The organism is Peribacillus sp. TH16 (assembly GCF_016651095.1).
Lineage (GTDB): Bacteria > Bacillota > Bacilli > Bacillales > DSM-1321 > Peribacillus > Peribacillus butanolivorans.
In genome coordinates this window covers 678176-701538 of record NZ_JAEKEM010000002.1, presented here as the reverse complement: position 1 = coordinate 701538, position 23363 = coordinate 678176, and the positions used below count along the sequence as shown (strand labels likewise).

17 protein-coding genes, 2 pseudogenes and 1 riboswitch are annotated in these 23363 nt (G+C 35.9%); of the genes and pseudogenes, 9 read left to right on the top strand and 10 right to left on the bottom strand.

The window, feature by feature from the left end:
* Positions 1 to 13 precede the first annotated feature (13 nt).
* Positions 14 to 1315 (top strand): sensor histidine kinase, encoded by a 1302-nt coding sequence (locus JFV29_RS03285; protein ID WP_201181226.1) that lies wholly within the window; start codon positions 14 to 16, stop codon positions 1313 to 1315.
* A 36-nt stretch (positions 1316 to 1351) separates the two neighbouring features.
* Positions 1352 to 3658, top strand: coding sequence for a glycoside hydrolase (locus tag JFV29_RS03280; RefSeq protein WP_201181225.1), 2307 nt, complete (start codon positions 1352 to 1354; stop codon positions 3656 to 3658).
* 380 nt (positions 3659 to 4038) lie between these two features.
* On the opposite strand, the pseudogene JFV29_RS03275 reads toward JFV29_RS03280, so the two are convergent.
* A pseudogene (locus JFV29_RS03275) lies at positions 4039 to 5448 on the bottom strand (IS4 family transposase).
* 74 nt (positions 5449 to 5522) lie between these two features.
* Entirely contained in the window at positions 5523 to 5711 is a 189-nt protein-coding gene (locus tag JFV29_RS03270) for a hypothetical protein (protein WP_201181224.1), read from the bottom strand.
* Positions 5712 to 5915: 204 nt separating this feature from the next.
* Between JFV29_RS03270 and JFV29_RS03265 the strand changes: the two genes are divergently transcribed.
* A complete protein-coding gene (locus tag JFV29_RS03265; RefSeq protein ID WP_200949483.1) occupies positions 5916 to 6077 on the top strand; it encodes a hypothetical protein in 162 nt (53 codons plus the stop codon).
* Between the two features lie 578 nt (positions 6078 to 6655).
* Here the strand turns inward: JFV29_RS03265 and corA are convergent.
* The 3 genes and pseudogenes from corA to JFV29_RS03250 form a co-directional block, all read right to left on the bottom strand.
* A complete protein-coding gene (corA, locus tag JFV29_RS03260) occupies positions 6656 to 7627 on the bottom strand; it encodes a magnesium/cobalt transporter CorA (protein WP_201181223.1) in 972 nt (323 codons plus the stop codon).
* Positions 7628 to 7846: 219 nt separating this feature from the next.
* A riboswitch (M-box (ykoK) riboswitch) is annotated at positions 7847 to 8008 on the bottom strand.
* Between the two features lie 822 nt (positions 8009 to 8830).
* Positions 8831 to 9001 (bottom strand): annotated as a pseudogene (locus JFV29_RS03255) (cation transporter dimerization domain-containing protein); the annotation flags it as partial.
* Between the two features lie 157 nt (positions 9002 to 9158).
* A complete protein-coding gene (locus JFV29_RS03250; RefSeq protein ID WP_201224955.1) occupies positions 9159 to 9635 on the bottom strand; it encodes an S-Ena type endospore appendage in 477 nt (158 codons plus the stop codon).
* Between JFV29_RS03250 and JFV29_RS31560 the strand changes: the two genes are divergently transcribed.
* Both JFV29_RS31560 and JFV29_RS03245 read left to right on the top strand, forming a co-directional pair.
* Positions 9618 to 10106, top strand: a complete 489-nt coding sequence (locus tag JFV29_RS31560; protein WP_446728154.1) for an S-Ena type endospore appendage — start codon at positions 9618 to 9620, stop codon at positions 10104 to 10106. The two genes, JFV29_RS03250 and JFV29_RS31560, sit on opposite strands and share 18 nt — an antisense overlap.
* 587 nt (positions 10107 to 10693) lie before the next feature.
* The gene (locus tag JFV29_RS03245) at positions 10694 to 10975 is read left to right on the top strand and encodes a hypothetical protein (RefSeq protein WP_201181221.1); all 282 of its coding nucleotides are present in this window, start codon (positions 10694 to 10696) and stop codon (positions 10973 to 10975) included.
* Positions 10976 to 11288: 313 nt separating this feature from the next.
* On the opposite strand, the gene JFV29_RS03240 is transcribed toward JFV29_RS03245, so the two are convergent.
* The 4 genes from JFV29_RS03240 to JFV29_RS03225 all read right to left on the bottom strand — a co-directional run bounded on the left by JFV29_RS03240 (position 11289) and on the right by JFV29_RS03225 (position 15948).
* Positions 11289 to 11711: a hypothetical protein gene (locus JFV29_RS03240; protein WP_201181220.1), complete on the bottom strand. Its 423-nt coding sequence runs from the start codon at positions 11709 to 11711 to the stop codon at positions 11289 to 11291.
* A 515-nt stretch (positions 11712 to 12226) separates the two neighbouring features.
* The gene (locus JFV29_RS03235) at positions 12227 to 13501 is read right to left on the bottom strand and encodes an IS110 family transposase (RefSeq protein WP_201181219.1); all 1275 of its coding nucleotides are present in this window, start codon (positions 13499 to 13501) and stop codon (positions 12227 to 12229) included.
* A gap of 524 nt (positions 13502 to 14025) precedes the next feature.
* Positions 14026 to 14508 carry a DUF2690 domain-containing protein gene (locus JFV29_RS03230; RefSeq protein WP_201181217.1) on the bottom strand — a complete coding sequence of 161 codons (483 nt, stop codon included), beginning with the start codon at positions 14506 to 14508 and terminating at the stop codon, positions 14026 to 14028.
* Between the two features lie 387 nt (positions 14509 to 14895).
* The gene (locus JFV29_RS03225) at positions 14896 to 15948 is read right to left on the bottom strand and encodes a LuxR C-terminal-related transcriptional regulator (RefSeq protein WP_201181215.1); all 1053 of its coding nucleotides are present in this window, start codon (positions 15946 to 15948) and stop codon (positions 14896 to 14898) included.
* A gap of 180 nt (positions 15949 to 16128) precedes the next feature.
* On the opposite strand from JFV29_RS03225, the gene JFV29_RS03220 reads away from it, so the two are divergent.
* The 4 genes from JFV29_RS03220 to JFV29_RS03205 all read left to right on the top strand — a co-directional run bounded on the left by JFV29_RS03220 (position 16129) and on the right by JFV29_RS03205 (position 22015).
* Positions 16129 to 17583, top strand: coding sequence for an amidase (locus JFV29_RS03220; protein WP_201181213.1), 1455 nt, complete (start codon positions 16129 to 16131; stop codon positions 17581 to 17583).
* A gap of 684 nt (positions 17584 to 18267) precedes the next feature.
* Positions 18268 to 18552: a YqaI family protein gene (locus tag JFV29_RS30170; RefSeq protein WP_342366490.1), complete on the top strand. Its 285-nt coding sequence runs from the start codon at positions 18268 to 18270 to the stop codon at positions 18550 to 18552.
* Positions 18553 to 19354: 802 nt separating this feature from the next.
* Positions 19355 to 19816 carry an NUDIX hydrolase gene (locus JFV29_RS03210; protein ID WP_201181212.1) on the top strand — a complete coding sequence of 154 codons (462 nt, stop codon included), beginning with the start codon at positions 19355 to 19357 and terminating at the stop codon, positions 19814 to 19816.
* Between the two features lie 666 nt (positions 19817 to 20482).
* Complete coding sequence (locus tag JFV29_RS03205; RefSeq protein WP_446728234.1) at positions 20483 to 22015, top strand: esterase/lipase family protein; 1533 nt, start codon at positions 20483 to 20485, stop codon at positions 22013 to 22015.
* Between the two features lie 258 nt (positions 22016 to 22273).
* On the opposite strand, the gene JFV29_RS03200 is transcribed toward JFV29_RS03205, so the two are convergent.
* Positions 22274 to 22561 carry a hypothetical protein gene (locus JFV29_RS03200; protein ID WP_098174826.1) on the bottom strand — a complete coding sequence of 96 codons (288 nt, stop codon included), beginning with the start codon at positions 22559 to 22561 and terminating at the stop codon, positions 22274 to 22276.
* Positions 22562 to 23363 lie beyond the last annotated feature (802 nt).

Sequence of the window (23363 nt, the reverse complement as noted above, 5' to 3'; positions counted from 1 at the left end):
TTTTATATTTTCGATGGTAGCAAATATTTTCCTGGTAGACAGATATTACATCTATGAGCAAAGGAAGATTTTAGACAAGATAGCGAGCGATATACGTAGTGTATCTGAAAATAATTTTGTGAACGACTTGGAACGCATAGAAGAGGAACACGCCGTAACCATAGTGTATTCAGAAATCGGTGGCAATTTGGATCGACTGAATGACAACATAAAATCAGAATTTGAAAGGAAGAAATTAAAGCTAAACAAATTTTGGATTACGGAAAGTACGTTACATACTTTGCAGAACAACAGTGTGAATAAAATCTATGACCAAGGCGTAAGCAAATATAAAGTTCTAACTAAATTTATCAAGATAGATCATTTTATTATTGCCATAGCATTGCCATTACCACATATGGAAGAAACAATTTTAATCATCAATCGATTGAATATATTTCTAATGACTATTTCAGTACTATTGATTGTTTCTTTAGTAGTCATTCTATCTAAAAAAATTACAAGACCTTTAGAATCCTTGAAAGTTTTGTCTCAGGATATAGCTGATTTGAAATTCAGGAAAGAAGAGATTAACACCAATGATGAGGTAGGCGATCTTGCAAAAAGTATAAATAGTATGAGTGAAAAATTAGAGAAAGCCCATGATGAAATCAATGGTCAAAATAAGCGATTGAAAGAATTAATGTCAGATGTGTCCCATGAGTTAAAAACGCCACTATCCATAGTGAAAGTGTATGAACAAGGTATAGTGGACGGTTTAGATGACGGAACATTTAGAGATATAATTGAAGAACAGATTGAGAAAATGGATGTCTTAATTGAAAAGATGTTGTTTTGGACAGAATTAGAAAGTAGCGCATATACCAAATCTAATTTTGATTTGGGTAAAAGAATGGTAGATATTATGGAGAAATACATGTTGATTCTAAAGGAAAATGATATTGATTGTTCCTTGCATTTTGATGCGAGTGAAGAATATTTTGTTAGTGCAGACAAAGAAGGAATAGATGTTGTTCTCGATAATTTAGTTACGAATGCAATTAAATATTCCAATGATAAGCGAATCGACATTACGTTAACTAGAGAGGCTAATGGCGTGAAGTTGACAATTGCTAACGGGGTTGGCGACATGGAAGAAAGTGATTTGGACAGTATATGGAGACCTTTTTATGTATTAGAAAAATCAAGAAGTAAGGAGCTTTCTGGCACAGGTTTGGGATTACCGATTATCAAGACCATCTTGGATCATCATAATTTCGATTTTGGATTTGAATTAAAAAATAATAGATTAGTGTTTTTTGTAACATTCGTGTAACACACCGGGATTACACTAGTTATGGAGGTGCAATACATGAAAAAAATACTATCAATCATGTTAATCGCTACAATTGCAACGAGTGTCCTTACCGGTTGTGTGAAGGACAAAAATATACCTAGCAAAGAGGTCCATTCACAAATAGATAATTTAGACTTTAACTTTAGTGTGGATCCAGAAACTTTAGCGTTTGAGGTAGAGTCCAATGGAACTATTGAAAGAGCATCGGAACCACTGGAGAAAATGGAGGTTTCAAATTTAGAAGACAGTGGAGATACTATTACCTGGAGCTATTTAGAAAAGGAAATTGATGTTGAAATTGAAAAAAAAGATGAGTATGTAGATGTATCCATAATATCTAACAAAGATGGAGATAACATGTTCGCGTGGCCGAAAGTGAAAGGTGATGGATATATGCTCCCGTTAAATCAAGGGAAGTATATTCCAAGCAATGATTCTATTTGGAAAGAATATTTAAGTGAAGAAAAAATGAAGGTGATTGAGGCTTTCTCTATGCAGTTTTTTGCAGTTGAAAAAAGTGAGTATTCACTAGTCTATATAATTAAAAATCCTTATAATAGTGAAATTAATTTTAAGACCAAAAATGATATTGAGTTTACTTTTAATCATGAATTTCCAGCTATTAACGAACAGAAGGAATATGGTTTTAGAATATATGTAACGAAAAAAGATCCAGTAGATGTTGCAAAGACTTATAAAAATTATTTGGTTGAACAAGGGGACTTCAAAACCTTGGGCGAAAAGACGGGAGAAAATAGTAATATTGAAAAGCTTTATGGTGCCCCACATGCTTATTTTTGGAATAGAACTGTGATTTCAGAGGAAAATATAGAATGGGCTATACTGAGAGACGCTATCCCTGAAAAACTGAAATTATGGATTCAGAGGTTACTAAATACTAAAGTTGAGGATGGTTCAGAACTTTCATCGGCCTTTAATGATTTAAATAACTTAGACTATGTAGACAAATATACTAAAAATAGAATTGTCAAAGGCTTAAGTGCTTTAATTCAGCTAAAAGAATTCTATAATCCAGAAATTTTTACTGAAGCAGATAAAGAAACACAGGAATTATTGAACAAAGGAATAGACAATATAAATGCTGTTGAATTAATTGACCTAAATAAGAGATTATTAAAAAGCGTACTTGGAAATGCAGTTGACCCAATAGAGCAGTGGGCAGATGCAAATACTGTAGAAGTGATAAAGGATATGAAGGATTCAGGGCTAGAAAAAATGTGGATTGGTTTGGATGACTGGCAGGAAGGATTTATTAAACCGGAGCTAGTAACAGAAGCCGAAGATATGGGCTATTTAATTGGTACCTATGATTCGTATCATTCAATCCATGAACCAGGTAAAGAGAAGTGGGAAACTGCTAAGTTTAAAGATACTTCACTTTATGAGAATGCAACTGTAACCAAAAAAGATGGGAATAAGATTGAAGGATTCCAAGGTGAAGGTAGAAAGTTGAATCCGACGCTTGCAATGCCTAGTGTAAAAGAAAGAGTAACTTCAATTTTAAATACTGGTTTAGCATTTAATTCATGGTTTTTAGACACGGACGGCACTGGGGAGATCTATGATGACTATACGCCAGAACATGTGACTACTGAAGAGGAAGATATTCATGCAAGAATTAAGAGAATGGAGTATCTGCAAAAAGAATGGAATATGGTAGTTGGAACTGAGGGCGGCAATGATTTTGCTAACAAAAATGTTGCTTTTGCACATGGAATAGAAACGCCATCATTTTCTTGGATGGATAAGGATATGAGCAAAAACAAAGAAAGTGACTACTATGTAGGGAGATACTATTCGAGTACTGGTGGAGTTCCAGAATTGTTTTCAAAACAAATACCTTTAAAGAATAAGTACAAGAAGTTATTTTTGGATTCAAACTACACAATCCCATTGTATAAGTTGGTTTACAACGATTCAGTGATCACGACTTATTGGTGGGGATGGGGAACCTTAAAAATAGAAGATGAAATATCAAATAGGATGTTGTATGAAGTACTTTATAATGTACCTCCTTTATATCATATAGATAAACATGAGTGGGAAAAACATAAAGAAACAATAGTAAGACATTCTAAGGTATGGTCAAATTTTAGCAAAAAAGCAATAACTGAAGAAATGACGGGTTTTAAAATTATATCAGATGATAGGCTAGTTCAAATGACTGAATTTGGTGAAGCATTAAGTGTAGTAGCCAATTTTTCGGAAGATGAGTTTAATTTTCAGGGTGAGACAATACCAGGAAAATCATTGTTAATTATTGATGGAAATAGTAATACTATCTATACACCGAAAAAGTAAGCGTGAAATCGGCAACATTCTAATTCCTTATTTTTCATGAGACAATCTTCCAAGAGACTGAATCCTTGGTTGGCTGCTTTTACCACAACTTATCGCTAGTTTAAAAAGCATATTACCAGCTTAAATGTAAGAGGCCATTGGAAAAGTCCATGTGAATCAAAAGGCGTTGTTTACTCATTTTTTTGAGCGAACGATGCCTTTTTTAAAAAGTAAATTACTTTCTACACAGTTAAACCCATTTTGATTTATTAGGGGTCCAGTCACATACCCATCAAGCTAACAACGGAAATGACTAGATATAAAATGCCCATTGTCGCAAAACGAGCGAGTGATGGAGAAGTAGGCACGCCAAAGAAGCCTACTAAAATATGATTTTTTTGCTAGGCAGCTTGTCTAGGCTTCACCGTCTTTTCATACACAACCCCTAGATTATCAAAAACGGTCTGCTTCTTATATCGATGACATTTACGACCGTTCTTTTTGAGTAGCTGATAAAGGCGATGCAGAATCGTTACAAGTTCATTTGGGTCATCTTTCATTGCTCGAAACAGTAACGGAAAGTAATCTTTAATCATGTAAATCGCTTTGTATTCACTCAGCTCTTGCTTTTTCTTTTCAAGTAGAAGCTGTCGCATTTGAAACATCGTAGAAGAACAAAGGAGAATACCGATGAGTTGCCCATATAAATGGCATTCTAGGCGTTCTTTTTTGATATTTTTACACTCGTCGATTTCAAAGAACGACTTCCATGTTTTAAATAACATTTCAATCTGCCAACGTAACTAATATAACGGATGTACATATTCTGTTGGCACTTCTTCCGGTGATGTGTTCGTGATGTATACGTTGATTCCCATTAGCCGCTTACTTTTGTCCTTCATGACAATACTGTTCTTTTTCTCACGTACGGCTTGGTTTTTTAGTCGTGTTTCGGTTTGATCATTCGTTAATCGGTGGATGATTACACGTGTCGGTAATTTCTGAATCTGGCCAATGTAAGCTTCCGGGATTTCAATGGTCTCACCTGGTTCCAGTTCCTCCATGATCTGTACCATATCGAGCTGAGTATATTCTGTTTGCTTTTTCAACGTGCCATTTTTGAAATACTCTGGTTCCAGATTTTTCACATAAATACATGTATTTAATTTCAAACGAGATATATAATAGGCTCTCAACTCATGAATCGCTTGTAAATCTCGCAAATCAAAATAACCTAAGTCACGCAGGCATAAATCACCTGCCTCGACACTTTCAAGGCAATCCGCATCATATGTTTTGTCGTTATTTTTTCCTGGCCCTAGCTGCACATTTAAGAATTGGCCACTAAGCAGATCGTATTCAAGTTGGATTTTCACACCAGCCGTGTTACTACTCCCTCCAGAGCCTTGATAATCAGTGGCGAAGGAATTAGGTAGCTGAAACACCGTCGCATCTAGAATCCGAATACGTTTGAAAACAGAAATGATACGTGAAGTTAGCGATTTTGTAGCACAGAGTTTCTGTGTAAGGAGTAAAGTAAAGACTTCTCGAATAAATGCGACAGCTGTTGGATTAAGCGTTGATTCAGTCCTTCTGGGCTCATGAGTACGCCCGTCGAAGCCTGTAATCGACTACATAGTTGCCGTAAGCGAAGTACTAGCGACTTCTTGGCTGAGCCAAACGCAAATGGCGATGAGTTCATCTGCTTGATATTTACTGGATCGCTGCACAAAACCAACTTGTTTGGCGAGATCTTGTAGGACTATTGGAGATAGAAAGCGTTGTAATTCTTCAGAAAGCGAGAGGTCCATGAAAAAACGTCATCCTTTTCGAGTAGTTTACTGAAAGAATAACGCTTTTTTCATTTTGGGGGAAATTCGTTTCATTAGCTTGATGGGCATGTGACTGTACCCCTATATGGTAATTGCATTACAATATTTCCTACTGCACCGTTATCACCTACATAAGAATCTTTAAATTGAAATATATCCTCATTTACATTATTTGAATTACATCCGTTTAAGAAAAGTAATATCAATAGCGAAAAGAAGAAAAATTTTGTTATATTCTTCATTTCTTATCCCCCTTAAATTCAATATTTAAATTCACCTCCTACAATGCCTTCAAAGTCGTCAATTTCCATCTTTTGAATTCCCTGACCATTGCTGATCCTAAGCCAAACAACTATACCACCTCTAGCAAAATAATTAACATATCGTATTCAAGAAAGGTTAGTTAGCTAAAAGCATATGTTTTATTGAAAGGATGTGATCGAATTATGGATCGGAAGAAATGGGGCGTTGGAGGATTAGTATTCGTTGGCTGCATGTTTCTTGGTGGAGGAGTGGGAGATTTGTTAGGAAGTTCCCACAACGGATGGCTGATAGGAATGGGTGTTGGATTTCTTGGGATAGCTTTAACGAGACTGATTGGAAAATGATCTTCTGCAATTTGGCCCTTTTGCTGAATAAGGTTTCTAAGGAACACATGAATGCTCTATACTAGTTAACATAAAGTCAACTATAAGAAGATAGCAAAAACGCCAAACCCATATGGTTCAAGAGTTTGGCGTTTGTGTGTTTTTTATCCTTTATTCAGGATTTTATACAACCTTGATGTAGCAAGGGTTTGCTAGATGATCAATAAAAAGCCCTAGATTTACCACTAGAGCTTTTTCTATTTCATCTTTATTTATCTAATTATGAAAGCTGTAGGTTCGTAAAAGTAGACAATTCTGAACGGTGCTATTTCTTTACAAAACAGCCAGATTTAGTGTTCGTTACAGCCAGATTTAGTGTTCGTTTTAGTAATAAAACAGTTTGCGAACGTTCGCAAATTAACATTAACTTTTACGAACTATGAATAAATAAAATTAGGTGTTGATTTCCATGAGTTTGCAGGAACATTTTCATCTAAATAAAAGGTACCCAACCTCTTTTGAAATGGGTACCCATTTTATCCGAAGGTACTCAAAAGATTACACCTTTTGGAGACCTCTTTAATTTGAATATTTTATAATTATAACAGGCGATTTTTTTTAAAGTATTTCCACATGCCCCAGGTTAAAATGACTAAGATCCCTAAAATGATAATCGTTGAGAATGGAGAATCTTGATAGGGTAAAGGAACATTCATTCCAAAAAAACCGGTTACGAAAGTTAATGGTAACATTACGGTTGAAATGATGGTCAAAACGTTTAACTTTTCAGAGGATTTTGCGTTAATAATGGAATAATACGTCTCCAAAGCACTGTTTACAAGATCTCTGTACGTTTCAGTAGAGTCCACTATCCTCTCGAGATGGTCAATTAAATCCACATAAAACGGCGCATTTTCTTCCCGTATTTCAAACTTCCACTTTCCGTCCACAGTCATGAAGATCCTACGCTGAGGAAGGATGACGCGTCGAATTAAAATGATTGTTCTTTTTAGTGCAAGGAATTCTTCTGTCACTCCCCTTATTTCTTCATCGTAAATCTCATCTTCTAGTTCATCAATACGGATGTTAATGCGGTCAAGAATCGGAAAGTATTCATCCGTTATGCCGTCTACAAGAGCATACAAAAGAAAATCTGCACTCTTATCCATGTATTTTGTGTTCTTAGAACAAATCACATCCATCTGGCCAAGCCATTTCAATTTTTCTTTATGGATTGTCACTACGTAATTGGGGCCGACAAATACGTTTAACTCTAGGGTCGTAATTTCCTTATCTTCTTCCTCGTTATACCGAAGGGCATGTAAAACGAAGAACTGGTAATCTTCGTAGTTGTCAATCTTAGCCCGAGGACTGTCATGCAGGCAATCCTCAATTGCTAAAGGGTGAAAATCAAAAATCTTTGCCACTTTATATAATTCAGGGGTTTTTACATCGTAAATATCGATCCACAACAAATTATTAGGATGTTTTAAATGCTCTTGCACGTTAGATAGGTTAAACTCAGTGGTCATCTCTTGGTTCTCATGATCGTATAAATACATTTTAATCATATTACATTACACCTCGCGTTATAGATCAAGGCATTAAAGGTTATGAGTCTTCTTAGTTGTTACAAGAGGACATGAACACCTTCGTTGCCTCTTTCTTGTTGTCGACTTGCGTTTTTCCAACGAATTGGGGTCGTCAGTGCCCATGCATTCCTCACCTCCAAAATATAAAGGCTCCTTTCACACAGAAAGGAGCCCATAAAAAACAAAAAAAATGCTTAAATGTTCTCCCCTTGTTGAGTTTTAGCATTGTATAGCATAGGTTTTACCAGCTACATTAAGAAAAACCATAATCCGATTTTTCCTGTTGACCCATCGGCGCCTTTCGACATTTTTGGGATGCAACGTATCTCTATACAGGAGCCTCACCTAACAGAAGACTATTCAACTAAAGTTAACCCTAAGGTTAGAAAATAACCATTAAAAGATGAGTTCACTCCATTTATAGAGGTAATTGTTTGGGTAAGACAAGATTGCTCAATGGATTTGTTTTTCGATGTTTCGCAGATGATAAGGAGTTTCAAGCGTTATTTAGTGATAAAGAATACTATTAAGATGAGTTCCCCGGTAACATGATGGCTGCTAAAAAGGTTGGTCCTGTGTCTTCAGTAGCTCCAGTCGCTTGAGGGGATAAATGATAATAATACTTTTTTATTTAAATCATGTTTGCGTTAGAAGAGGTTATATCACCAGTTTATGTAAAAGGATGAAAAGAGTTTGGACAAGTACCTAAATAGAAAAATTCATTGGAATGGAGGGTTCCAATGGATTTACTTCTGATAAGGTGGTTTATGTAAACTAGCTTGCTTGTTTGAATGACTTATTAAAAACAGCGAGACTTTGTTAAATAAAAGATTGGAGGAAGATTAGCTATCGCACCTCCAACCTTATTGATAATCACTTTGGAACTAATTGTTTATTAAGATTTAAACAGAGTATTTGCAGATATTTTTTGAAGGATGGGTTATGGTACTAATTCAGTGCCGTTTAAAAAAGAGGTTTATTTTTTTCTTTAAGGGGTAGCGTCAGGAAAATGCGGTTTTACAACGTTAAGGAAATTACAATATTAAAAAGGCTAATTTCTCACATTAAATTGAGAAAATAGCCTTTTTTCATTACTCCATTGAAGCGATCTATTATGAAAGAACAATCCTAGCACACGGGAGTTGCAAATAGAAGAAAGATAACATATTAATTGTTAACTTATTAATTTGGCTCTACATGGACATGAACACGATACACTCCGTAATCTTTAACTATTATTTCCTCCACATGGGGTGAAATATCATGAGCTTCTTTGATATCTAACGTAGAATTAACAAGAATGACAACATCTATCACTTCATTATTTCCGTAGTTTCGCTCTTTAATTTTTTTATGCAACTAACGGGGCAGGTTAGCTGAAGAAGCCGACCAATAAAGGTCGGCTTTTTTCATACTATTTTGCAGCAGCCTTCGTAACCGCCGCCGTATCCTGAATAATCATAAAGCAGAAATTCAAAGGCTCAATGGTGAATTGGATTATTCGTCTTAACTAAGCGCATTTTACGCAATAGTGCAAATCTAATACTAAACTTCCTGTTGCGTTGGCTTCAGGTGTTGCTCCTGTAAGACTTTCGATAGTAATGGTTTTCAAATCTTCAACGAAGATCGTTTCCGAGCGACCAGGTGTAACAACGATGGTTGATGTCGTGACTCCCGTTGTATAGTCAACATTAAAGACGGAAGAAGTACTGGTATTAACTACGGTAAATGAACCATTTATTACTAACCCCGTTGGATTAGTAAAGTAGGTAAGAGGAGTAACGCTCGGAGTAGGTTGGAAAATGGGATTACATTGTTGAATGTTGACAATTTGCTTGGACACATTATTACAAAAATTAAACACGGCAGAACTTGATGAATTTCCACACATAATATCACCACCTCTTTTCATAGTATGTAAAGCCTGTACATTTTTAACTGGTACAAGGCCTATTTTCCCGAAAAATGGATGTTTGTTGTGGTGCATTCGGCTGAATTCCTCATACAAAGTTATATGGGGGGAGCTGGCTTTATGGGAAAGAAGTGCAAACGAAAAAAAAACAAAGATTGCGAATGTATCTGTCACTCCAAAAAGAAAAAACGGAGTAGAAAATGTCCCCGGAAAAAGCTTATTTGCATACACAGATGTGTTCCCATTAACCAAAAATGTGATGACGTTACGACTCAAACGTATTTTTGTGCCTCGTCGGATTCCAATATAAAAAATCCTTCGGGAACCATCACAATAATAAACACTAGTAATTCATGTGCAATGCAAGTTACCATAACAAAATTGTCCAATGATCATGAGGATATTGATGTTGCTCCGAATTCATCGTTTACTGCAATTGTCGCTAATCTAAAATCCGTAAAAATCTTATGTAAAAGTCAATCCAATAATGATATATATTGTACTGGTTCTATGGAGTTGGATATCCATTACACTTTAATGTTCTAATTTTCTACAGCCGGCTGCAAACTACTGATTGGAAAGAGAATTTTACCAACTTTGACTAAAGTGTTTTTTTAGAAAAATAGTTCAAGAACTCGTTTGTATCTTAAATTTCAAGCTTTAAGTCTTAGTGAAAGACACTAAATATGTTTTCTAGGCATTATTCGTTTCTTCTTCGGTAATGCCGATATACCGCAAGGTAACAGAAGGATGGGAATGATGCAGGATCCATTGCAACATGGCAATATCCTTCGTGGCTCGGCATGGGACTTTGAGGATTTGGTTTCCTCGGCATGCGTATGGGTATTGAGAAAGTCAGTTAACATTAAATCCTAATAATCTACACCTACTTTCCTTGTCCACATTTCAATGTATTCAAGGAAAAGAATGTCGTATAGGTACGCGTAATGGATAAGCTAAATATACTTGTGTTGTTGAACTAACGGGTGCGTTAGCTGAAGATCAGAGCTGTCTTTAAGGCAGCTTTTTCTTTTTGGAACTAAAGGGGTAGTTTAGTTTAAGAAGGATTATCTTAAGATTAAAGTGAATTACTTATTATAAAAATTTTTTATAACTCAATAGGAGAGAGAATAATGGATTTTCCAGAAGAATTAGACCTAATTTCTGTATTTGGAGCTATTCCTAAGAGGAAAGATGAGACAGATGCTTTTTATTACGACACATCAACTTTTGTTTTAGAAAATGAAAAAGAAATATATGAGATTATCCTTTCCCCTTTTTATCACGAATTTACTTTAAGTGTTAAGGAAAAGAAAACAAATAAAGTATGTCATATATTGAATTACTTTCTGTTAATAAAATTGAAATTGTGGAAGAAAAAAGGAGCATTCAAAAATTCGTTTGTTTCACGGTGATTCGGACAGATATGTAAAAATTTATCGAAATAACTTTAAAGCCTAGATTCAATATGATTTTCAGAGAACAATACTGTTAATTTTTTTCACTAACGGGTTCTTTACTTCAATAAGGGAGGTTGCTGTGGTAGCCTTTTTATAATGGAACTAGAGAGGTAGTTTAGTTGAAAAAGCTTAGTATAAACGCACAGTGAATGACGTTTGCTTTCACAATAGGGCTGTATGGATATGTGTAGTACAGTCTCTCAGTTTATTCGTACTATGCGGTAATGCGATATCATCCTAAAGATGATCCATTAAAAGTCTGTTATCTTTAAAAGATGCTCTTTACAGTTGCATTATTAGGATCAATCATTAATATCTCTTTAGCTATTTCATTAGCTTCCTCTTTACTTAATAACTGTTCTGGCAAGTCATAAAAAAGCAGTAAATATTCCTTAAAACTAATATCGTCAGGAGATAATTCTGCAGCCTTTTTCGCATGAAAACAAGCTGTTTGATATGCCCCCTTTATATTGTTTAGTGCCATACTAAGTAGAAATGATGCCAAATGATGTAATTCTGAGGTCTCCTTATCAAGTAATAAGTAATTCACAAAACTATATGGTGAGATATTTTCATCATCGTAGGCAACAATAAAAAGAATCTCTTTAAGATTTTCCGCGTCTATATTCAAAGCAATGTGTTTTGCTTTAACAAAATCACCATTAACTATTGCTTGCTTAAAGTTATCCATTAAAAGTCTCCTCTATCACAATCTCTTTTTAGTTAATTAAATAACTTCATTTCTTCTTCAACCAACCTTCCCAGGAAGTTTTACCGCACAGTTTGTGTCAACTCTACAATAAGTCATAATGAACTCCCTCAGTTTAATAGATAATGCTCACGAATACTCGCTTATTCGCAGGATTTCAAACCACATGGTATAGGTTGCTTTAGATGAACGAAAGAGATAGGACCGTTTTGATAAGATGAGGGCAGATTGAAATAGAGGATCTATTGAGAATCCCATATTATTACATATGCTGCACGCATTTTCCACGCTGCCCCTGGAGGCTTTCCCTCCCATGTCTCAACGGGTCATAATCATATGCCCTTTCATTCCTTCGTCATGCCTATCCAAGGGGTGGAGGCTGGTTTTGCTAACGGAACGGGTCATTGCCCTTTTGTTCATTACATCCAGTACTTCGTGCTTTCTTTGAAATCCTACGAATAAGCCAACTTTCGTTAAATAACAATGTGAATGTAAATTTACGCTGCTAGTTGTTCAAGAGGGAAGACCATTTCCGGTTTATAGGCAGAGCCATTACGAGCAATCCCTACTAGGACACGGGCGAGTTTTCCACATAGTTTCATGATGGATTTCATTTTCTTAATCTTCTTCACCTTAACATTGTTCGAGTGTAGGGCTTTAAACTCAGGGTTATTCATCACCAGACTCATGGTCGCAAGGAAGAGGTAACGCCGCAGGCGTGATCTTCCACGTTTGGAAAGAACAATTTGGCCTTTCCACTTCCCAGAGCTTGCCTCAGCGAGATGCAATCCTGCATGACGAAGGAGCGCATTCCCGTGAGCGAACCCACTCAGATCTCCAGCTTCTCCTAAGATGCCCGCCAGTGAAATTACGCTGATTCCTTTAATGGCAAGTATTTGCTTAACGAATGGAATCTGTTCCAAGACGTTTGTGACTTCTTGCGTCACTCTTTCGAGTTGGGATGAAGCGAGATCATATTCCTCTAATAACTGTTCCAAGTGAAGTTTATATGCATCAAGGGCTTGTTTCGTACCAATTGAACGCTTGGCCAATGTAAGCAGGGAACGGGCTTTTTTATGCCCGGAATGTCGCTTCATACATGATTTCCACCCGGTTACGATATCTTGAGGCTGTAAGGAACTTAATTCAGCTGGGGTAGGAAAGAGGCGTAGGGTTGCGATTGCCCCTTTACATGATACGTCTTTAAACACTTGCTGGAGCTCGGGAAAGACAACATCCACCCAGCGATTAATTTGGTTGATGGAGCTAACAAGACGCTTAACGATCACATCTCGGTTAGCCATAAGGACACGAAGTTTTTCAAATGATTCTGAAGTGGAACGAACGAAGGCATAATAGCCATTCTTCACCATATCAGCGATGACAAGGGCATCTTTTTTATCACTTTTTGATTGCGTATTATCACGATTTTCTTTGTTTCTTTTGACATGGTGAGGATTGACCGTGACGACATCAATGTTTTGTTTGACTAGCCACTTTGAAAGGTTCATCCAATAATGACCGGTAGGTTCCATTCCAACTATCGTGGTGTCTAGGTTTTTCATGTGTTTTAGTTCCTTGATCCAGTTTAGTAATCTAGTAAAACCCTCTTCGTTATTTTCAAAAGACAAAGGTTTCCCGATCACAATGCCCCGATAGTTTACAGCACGGGCCACGTGTACGTGTTGGGCGATATCCACACCAACAACTAGATGTTGATCCGTAATTCTTTCAATTAGTTGATTTTGTTTGTTTTGTATTTTAAAATTCATAGTAGGGCTTCCTCCTTAAGACTTTGAGTTAGATTGGACTCTATACTCGTATCTTACTGAGGGGCTCTATTTTTTTCAAACCTGTATAACTTAAAACAGCAACTCAATTTTTATAAAAAAGTTTGATTAAAAAATTTATAAACGTTGTAAAATCAACGTTTCACATCAAATATAGCCCATATTTCAATCAATCTTTTTTCAAAACGATACAACTTTATTAGGGGCACGGAAACGATTCGAGGATTAAGGGGCCACATTCCAATTGTTATAAATCGAACCAAGTAATCGAATTAACAAAATTAATGCGGATTCTACCATATTTCAACAGGACTTAAAAATGCTAATTGAACCTTGGCTAACTGTTAAACAATATGATGAAAAAGATATTAAAGAAAAAGTGTGATCAACAATAAGATAAGTCTTTTCAAACAAAGCCCTGAATCTTCTACTTAGCGTAGAAAGTTCAGGGCTTTTTATTCCAAAAATTGTCTTAGCGTATTCGCGTTTTGTCGGCAGGACCCCTATTAATAGTATCCAGTAATACCATAAGCTTCAAAAGGGTTCGAGCTTGTTGATCGATATCCTTCTGCTTTCGCATAATTTCCCACTGGATCATCAACCATGGGGGTATAACATGATTTTTGTCCGGAAAGTACTTTTCCATTTCCTCCAGAACTATTACAATCATATGATCGGAGCTTTATCGAATGATCTGAATTAAACTGGTGAATAAAGGCATTCCCTGTATAACCGGATGGCAAGGCAGAATTAAATGTAGTTTTCGCCCAAGCAGACTTACAGGATGGACTATATTTTACCTGAATTGTTCCAACAATGGTTCCATTATCCTTCTTCACACTCGTAGAAACTGCCGTGTAGGCATCATTTTGACAACCAGTAGAAACTGGACTCTTCCCGTTATAACTTGCAGCCTCTACATTGGGAATAGAAAATGACATTGTGGTTAACGCCAAAAATGAAAGAAATACGAACAATTTTTGTTTCATTATAATCCTCCCCTTAATATTATTTTTTAAATAATCTGAAAATTTTAACATTATGCGTATTTATAATCTATATAACTAAACTACTATCTTATTCAACAATCTGGCCCTTTAACGGAATAATTTTATTGTCATGAAACATCTAATTCTTTATTGAAGAAAAGGGACTTGGACATTGGACTATTACACAATTACTTAATTATCTTCAGGAAATGAACGCTAACGGTTAATTTACATTCACTTATACATAGTATGAAATAATAAAAAATACGATTCTAAGGTAAGAAGAACCTTCCTTTGTTGAAAGTATTCATAAACCACCTGAATCTTGTAACGAAGTTTAAATATAGATGGAGTTCATCAACAACGAACTCTTCTGGTTCATTGCCTCTAGTCTCTCATCATAACTAGATAACTTAAACTCGTTCGATTTTTTACCCCTAATTTACGATAAATATTTTGAAGGTGACGCTTCACTGTATTTACGCTAATGAAAAGCTCTTTTGATACTTCCTCATTGGTATATCCTTTAGTAATGTATGCTAGAATATCTCGTTCTTTAGTGGTTAGTTTTTCTTCGATTAGATGGTGTACTTCTTTTTCATCACTTAGACTTAAGTAAGCTGCGTAATGATCTTTTGAGATGTCAGCCTTCATAATATAAATCGTAACTTCTTGCCGGGTAGGCAATAGAATCTTGCTGATCAAGCCTAGTTTCCAGTTTTCTTTCCATATCACTTCCTGCAAAAATTGCTGAACAGGGTTTCGAATAACTTGGGATGCAAAATGGATAGAGCAGATTTCCTTAGCCGCAGAGTTTGCATGATAGATAGTCATGGCGGAATTAAAGAGAATTTGACCAGTGGATGAGGCGTTGGAAAGCATTTCTAGTGTTTTCTTTTGAGCCCCTATTTCTTCTAGTAAAAGAAAGTTCGCTAAAGAAAATGATATGGACTTAGCCAATATCTCTAATTTAAAAGTATCCTTCGCATTAAATGGCTCTTCGTGCTCATATCGAACAAGGCCGATTGCACCTAACAGTTTTGCTTGATGGACTAGATATACGCCTAATTCGTCATAAAATCCGTACTCCTTCATAAAGGACTGATAGTATAAGCTTTTCTCGTATTTAAAAGTGCTCATAACATCATTTATGGCAATAACTTGTTTGCATCTCATTTTTTCTTTAATATTCATTGGATATAAAATATCCATTTGGTAGTACTGACTACAGTAAAGATCTATAATATGGTCGTGTATATTATGGTTTGTTGGGTCAACCAAATGTCCATTAGATTCTGATATCCAGAATATAGATTTGTCATATCCAAACGTAAGGGATAAAGCTTGAAGAACCTGTCTTCGGTACATGTCAGGTGATACCATGGTTTCATGAAGGACACGATGTATATCTTCATAATCTTTACGAGACAACTTTTCCATTTTGATACCCTCCACACAAATCAAAATATTCCAACTCCATTATATTGAATTTTGCAACCGATTTCACCTAAAAGTAGTACATTCTCCTCCTTTTTTGGTCCTTTTAGGTAATTGGCGAGTTCACCTCGCTTAATTATACTGAAAATATATAATATTTTAAAAAAACAGGAGGGATTTTTGATGAAGTTTTCGGAGTATCTTCAGTATGATGGTGTTGGTTTAGCAGAGTTAGTAAAAAGTAAGGAAGTCACCCCTGAGGAGCTGATAAAAACAGCCTTACATGCTATAGAAGAAATAAATCCCAAGCTGAATGCTGTAGTTAGTATTCAAAGGGAAAACGCGAAACGTGACCTGGAAGCTTTACCAAATGGACCGTTCAAAGGGGTTCCCTTTCTCATCAAGGAAATGGCTCTTCATGCCTCTGGCATACCTTCACGAATGGGGAGTAAACTAGCTGATGGTTTCGTACTCCCTCATGACACAGAATTAATGGCACGTTTCCGCAAAGCTGGTTTTGTAACCATCGGGACGACAGCCACACCTGAATTTGCATTTAATGCGACAACTGAATCTGTTCTCTATGGCCCTTCACGTAACCCTTGGAATAATGAAAGGAGTTCAGGAGGTTCCAGTGGTGGATCGGGAGCAGCTGTTGCGGCAGGAATTGTACCTCTTGCTCATGCCAACGACGGTGGTGGATCGATTCGAATTCCTGCCTCTTGCAATGGACTCATTGGGTTAAAACCTACACGAGGTCGTATACCAACTGGTCCGGATATGGGAGAGGTGCTTTGTGGACTCGGTATTGAATTTGCGCTCACACGAACCGTGAGAGATACGGCAGCACTACTTGATGCTGTATCAGGCCCAGATCTAGGCTGCTATGCTTGGGCTGAACGCCCTACCACTCCTTATCTTAAGGAACTCTCTACACCACCTCAACGTCTTCGAATTGCTTGGACAGACAAACCACTTTCCGGTGTACCTGTTAATCCAGAATGTAATAAAGCTTTATATGAGACTGTGAGACTTTGTGAAGAACTGGGACATGAAGTAGTGGAAACTACTCCATACATTAATAACGAACAGCACATGCTGGCAACAGTTCGACTATGGACAAGTAATCTGGCAAATATGATGGATAACGTGGCCCAGTTTCTGGGGAAAAATCCATCCGAGGAGAATTTAGAAGCTACAAGCTGGGCTTGCTATCAGCATGGAAAATCGATGACAGCTGTCGAATTGTTGCAAGCTTTGGATATTATGAATATGGTGTCAAGAACAATCGGAGAGTTTTTTAAAGACTATAATGTTTTACTAACTCCTACCACGGGACAACCACCTCTTCTTTTGGGTCAACTTAATGCCAATGCCCCAGGAGTAAGTGCAGAACAATGGACGGAGCAGATCTTTACTTACGCTCCATTCACAAATGTTTTTAACACCACCGGACAACCAGCTATCTCGCTTCCGCTTGCTTGGAGTCATAATGGTTTACCTATCGGTATGCAGTTTGCTGGTCGATTTGGGGAAGAGGCCACTCTCCTTAAGCTTGCTCGCCAAATCGAAGAGGCTCGACCTTGGAAAGACCACCGTCCGCCCATGGTAAAAGAGTTCGTAGAATCCCAAGGGTAACCTTCACAAATAAAGGTTCACCACTAAAATATAGTCCATCGGACTGTCGAAAATGTCTCGACAGTCTTTTATGTTGGAAACAAAAAACTGATTCTTCTAGTTCGTTTATTCCCCTATAGATCCCCGTTTGCCTTCCGTGAAGGGAACCCACCAACTAAAAGCTCAAAACATACGCTAAGTGTTGTACAGAAAATGAAAATGAACCATACATTGAAGACCTTTCATATCTTTTGAAATGGGCTTCAAAAACCGTCCTATAATTGATTTAGCCTGTGGAACAGGCAGAGCAACAATTCCTTTAGCAAGTAAAGGATATAAACTAATAAGTTGAGCCCTCAAGTCTTATGTAAAGAAGAATAAATTTCTTTTTTTTTGCACCTCAAAACCGAACCCGTTACTGGAATTTGAAGATTTTTTCTTTTTTTGGACGAGAATCAACAAAGAATTTCAGTAAAAGTGCATAGTGTAAGAGAAACCAGCTTCAACTTTCTATATATTAATTAGCAATTCACGAAATGTTGGGGTACCCCTTTAGAGGTAAGGGCCAGGATAACTCTTGCGCAAAGTATCTCGTTTAGTTTTCAAATCGTAGACAAACACTTGACAAAAGAAAAGAAGAGCTTATCACAGAAATTAATTTACCTGTTGTTGGTGTGAAATACGAGTATAAAGGAGGCGAGTTAAGTGCCTAAAGAAATCAAACATCCAAAAATTTCTCAGACTCTAAAGATAGGTTTTCTTAGCTTTAAAGCGCAACCAGAACATGCAGGCATTGATTATTATGGCCATGGAATTTTATTGGGTGATTCAATTGTAATGGATCCATCCACAGGTGAAGTTGTGTTGAAAGTAAATCTAGATAGTTACCTTAGTGAAGTTTACGGTTTTTTATTTAAAACTGCTGATAAAAAAAGAAATCTTGGATCAAACCCAGAAAGACAATCTATTTGTTTTTGGAAGGCAACATGAGTTATCGAAAAGAAAGGATTTAATTAAATCTATGAAATGAATTATTTAGTACACTAAGACTAGGAGCAATTGGCGCAATCGAAGAAATTGCAAATAAGATTAATAAAAATATTTGAGCTCTCTTTCCTTTGTAGGAGATAGGGCTTGTTCCTTATAGAAAGACAAATCATCCTGAATTTCATGTCAAATATCGATAATAATACACTAATTTCAATTTAATAATTTTCTCTAAGAAATTGTACTTTAATCTTTTGGATACATTTTGATGTGCAATTGTAACTGTCCAGGGAGATATTTACCTAATAAAGTAATATCGAAGAAGGTAATAAGTACATAAATAAGTATAAAAATGTTAAATTCTCTAGCGCAGGTTCTTTACTAATTGTTCCTATCTGCTTCTGTTCAATAGTTGTGTGCTATATTTGAAGTGAAGAATTTGAGATGCTGTCACCCTATACTTTGTATGGGAATTAATTCGACAAATCATAGAAAACTTCTATACTATCGGGAATTCACTACTCCTAAGCAAAAGAAAAGTTGAAGTTGTGAAAAAAAGACTTTGGGGAAAATACAAAACAAATGGCTTTTTTTATGAAGAAATCTTATTCTGAAAATAGGCAAATATACGATCTAACTAGAAGAACAAAATAAGAATCAGTATAGGTCAATCTAATTATTGTTGGCTTTTTTGTTCGATAATGGGATGATGCCACAAAGAAAGTTAGTAAGCTGATAATGCAGTGATTTAAGAATAATCTAATTAATAATTTAAAGTAATATATTCTATTAGAGGTGTTGGATTATGAGGTCGTTCAAATATACAGTTTGTTTTATTAAGCAAGGGAGTAAATTGCTCATGCTTAATAGAGAAAAAGCGCCAATTATGGGGGTTTGGAACGGTGTGGGAGGGAAAATTGAAAGAGGAGAATCACCAGAGGAAGCTGCTCTGCGTGAATTAGAGGAAGAAACTGGTATACACTTAGAAGATTTTTTCTCACAAGGTACAATAACATGGGAAACTGCAGAGGGTGTAATCGAGGGGCTTCATGTTTTTTTAGGTGAGTTAGATAGCAGTCATGTATATGAGACACCAAAGAAAATGCGAGAAGGTATTTTAGATTGGAAGTCAATTGACTGGATACTCGACCCTCAAAACCTTGGAATTCCAGAGAAAATACCTCACTACCTGCCAGTATTATTGGAAAAAGAAGGGGTTCATATCTTCAGCTATATGGATGGTAATATGATACATGAGGCTAATTAGCTATCATTAAACTAGAGCTTTGATAAGTTTAATATGAAAAATGATAAAGTCAGCATAAATATTGTTGGCTTTCTTATTGTGGGGTTGTATTGATTAATTCTATAACATGTAACAAAAGTAAGATTAAATACACTTATCAAATCGGAAATGAATTTTTTAGAAGCGGCTATAAGTAGCACCGAAATAAAACCTATGCCGACCTTTACCTTTATAGCTGAATAATGTTAAGTGTTGTATTGATTGAGTCGACATTTTATAATGTTGGCTTTTTGTTTTCCCATCCTGATGCCGATAAAAATGTTGTAAACTTTTTTTGAACCAAAAATTGGCCGAAGTGCACCTATGCTACAGATTTTAGAGATTTTATTTATGAGAGTACCTCTTGAATGAGATGGACCTATGTTTATTAATAAGATATAGATATACTAGTCATACTTTATCTCTACATTGTTGAAATATCTCTAGTTTTTTTCACTCATTTTTAGAAAGATTACAGGTAATAGATTGCTAAAGCACAAATATAGACTTAATAAAGACTTGTAAAATGAGAAAAGGAGGTTTTGGATATTCGGAAAATACAAAAAAAGGTCTAGGAGGAGAAAATAATTGAAAAGAAATTTAATTAAATATATCGTTTTTCTAGTCCTCATTTCAACAATATTAGTTATGGTTAAGCCAAACATTACCTCGGCAGGGAAATTAAAGCCGCCATCTGAAACTTTCACACCAGGGGATTGGTTTCTAGGAGATATCCCACCTAATCTAGATGTAAATAAACCACCAATCGTATTTGTTCAAGGAAAAAATGGGAGTTCAACTAGCTGGTACGGAGAAACGGAATATCATGGTGTAAATGATATGTATACAAAAGCATATGAAGCGGGTTACCAAACTGTTTTTGTTCAGCTCTATGATGCGGCTGGAAATGGTTCAGTAAGCCAATATACTAATGGTAGGCTTTTAACATCAAAACTTGCTGATATCAGTAACCATTTTGGGGGAAGAAAAGTTAATATTATAGCTCATAGTAAGGGAGGGCCAGACACTCAAGCAGCCCTTGTTCACTATGGAGCACATCTTTATGTTGGAAGGGTTATAACTCTGGCTTCTCCTCATCATGGTTCTAACTTAGCTGATTTAGCTTATAGCTGGTATGCGGGTTGGCTGGGTTCGTTGCTTGGTCAAAAAGATGATGGAACATACTCTTTGCAAGTAGGAAAAATGGCAGAATTTCGTTCAGTCACAGATAACCATGTAAACTCTCGAAAAAATAAGTATTACACCGCTACAGGAATGAATAGAGGTCCAGCTCTTTCCGCTTTATCAATGGGAGGACAATATTTATCTTCTTATGGAGAAAATGATGGTCTAGTAAATGTATGGAGTGCAAAATTACCTTATGCTTTCCATTTGTTTACTGATCCAAACTTAGATCACGACAACATACGCATAGGTTCTGCTGTCTTTTCAAGAATTGAACCATACTTAAGAAGTGATTCAATTGCTGGAGTTCCAAGTTTAAATACTAAGTCAACACAACAAGTTCAAGATGAGATTATTAAAACTGATATTTCTCAAACAGTTCATGGAGGAATGCTGCAACAACATGCCTGGATCGAGCAAACCTTCAATGTTAATGAACCAACCTCTGGTAATGTAACGATATACACAGCCTCAGATGATGTAGAGGTGGAATTAATTTCTCCATCTGATCAAACATATTTACCCTCCTTACAAGTAATCTCTACTGAGAATAAATCATCCTTTTTTTCTGGTGCAACTATCCAAACATTTAAAAGAAATAGCCTTGAAGTTGGAAACTGGAAGGTACGAATGAAGACAAAGTCACCAAAAGATGCATTCCTGTTAACAGCACAATTTAATGAAATGGATCCCATTACATTAAGTATGTCCGGGAAAGTAAAACAAAAGGATGCAAAATTCTTAATAAAGACTCCGATGAAAAATAAATATAAGTCAACTAGCACCACCTTTACTGTTCATCTTATTGATGAAGATGGAAATGAAATTGCTAAAAATAGCTCAATAAAAGAAATTGATACAGAGAATTTTTCGGGTGCCTTTCCAGAAGTGCCTAAATCAGGTGTTTATAATATAACGATTGATGTAAAAGAAAAAAATATAGATGGTACTGAAAGAACTCGTACTTTGATTCGCTCAGTCTATATTGAAAAATAGACTAAAAAAATTAGGAAATAGCCCTCTCTTTATTGAGAGGGCATCTTGTTTAGGGGATACAGGGAGAAGAGCGTTATGCAGAAGCAATAAGGCTCTCTTTATTTTATTTAAAGATTTCTACTTAGGAAAATTTGTTAATAAAACAATTCGATGTGTGTATTTTTAGGAATTAACTATGTAGCTTAAACTTGAATTCAAAAGGAGAATAAGGTTTAAGAATATTTGCATCTGCAGAAAAAGCTGCAAACCGCTGTTTACTTAATCCTTATTTTGATTAGAATCTCTATATGACAAAATGGCAGTTTTGAGCGCAGCATAATTGCCTATGCTTGCGTAACCATAGAACCAGCCCATGAAAATGCCTGCTACAAAGTGATGACGATGGCTAATGAAAATGGAAATGATTAAACCTAGAACTATAGCAATTGTAGGTATGAATTTTGGAGGGATATGAAACATGATCTTCAAAATTTGAGTCAAGATTATGATAGTTGGGATGGCTATTACTGCATCCCAAAAGTTTGTATGGATGGTTGGGAAATCCAAATAATAACACCACTTTCACGAGAAAGTAAAGGAAGGTTTATTTAATTAATTTTTACCATCAATAAAGTATTTATACCTTAAGATTTAGACCGATTAAGAGGAATGTTTAAATGCTCTTGATTTGACTTGGTTTGAGGGTTTTTCACGGTTCAAAATAAAAAACTTTGAATCCATTACATAATGGTGGATTCAAAGTTTTTTTTGATGTAAGTCATCCCAAAGTTCTTCCATTAAACCATCCATTTCTTTTCTTTATTTATATTGTTCTTCCTAGGATACCTCGATAGTAATACCTTCAAAAGTCAATACGTCTCCGACTTGAGTATATTTCGGAAGTGAGTTTCTGGACAGTCTTTCCTTTCCCCGTTTACTTGAGCTAGTTCACCTACAAAACGTTCAATTATCTCATAAATCATCCTTTTTCACCGTCTTTACTCTTAAAGATTTAAAGATTGCCCGATACACCTTTTGGACAGTTATTAAACGTTTAACTACAGTAGAAGTAGGAGAGCAGTAAAAAAATGAGTGGGGAGCAAGATTTGGTTTTATGAGTAAAAACTTTCCTTAAGCACTTTCATCCGTACTGAAAGATCGAAACGAGGTATTTTGCCTTTTTAATACATAGGTACTGTTAACTGAAATATGAAGTCAAAGATCGCTTGATAGATTAAAGAGAAAAAGTAGATACTCCTATTAAAAACGATTTCTACTAAAAAATAAAAAATTCACAAAAACATAGTCTTCCATATGCATATTGATGGAATATGGGACATAAATTAGACAAACAAAAAAAAGCGCAGTT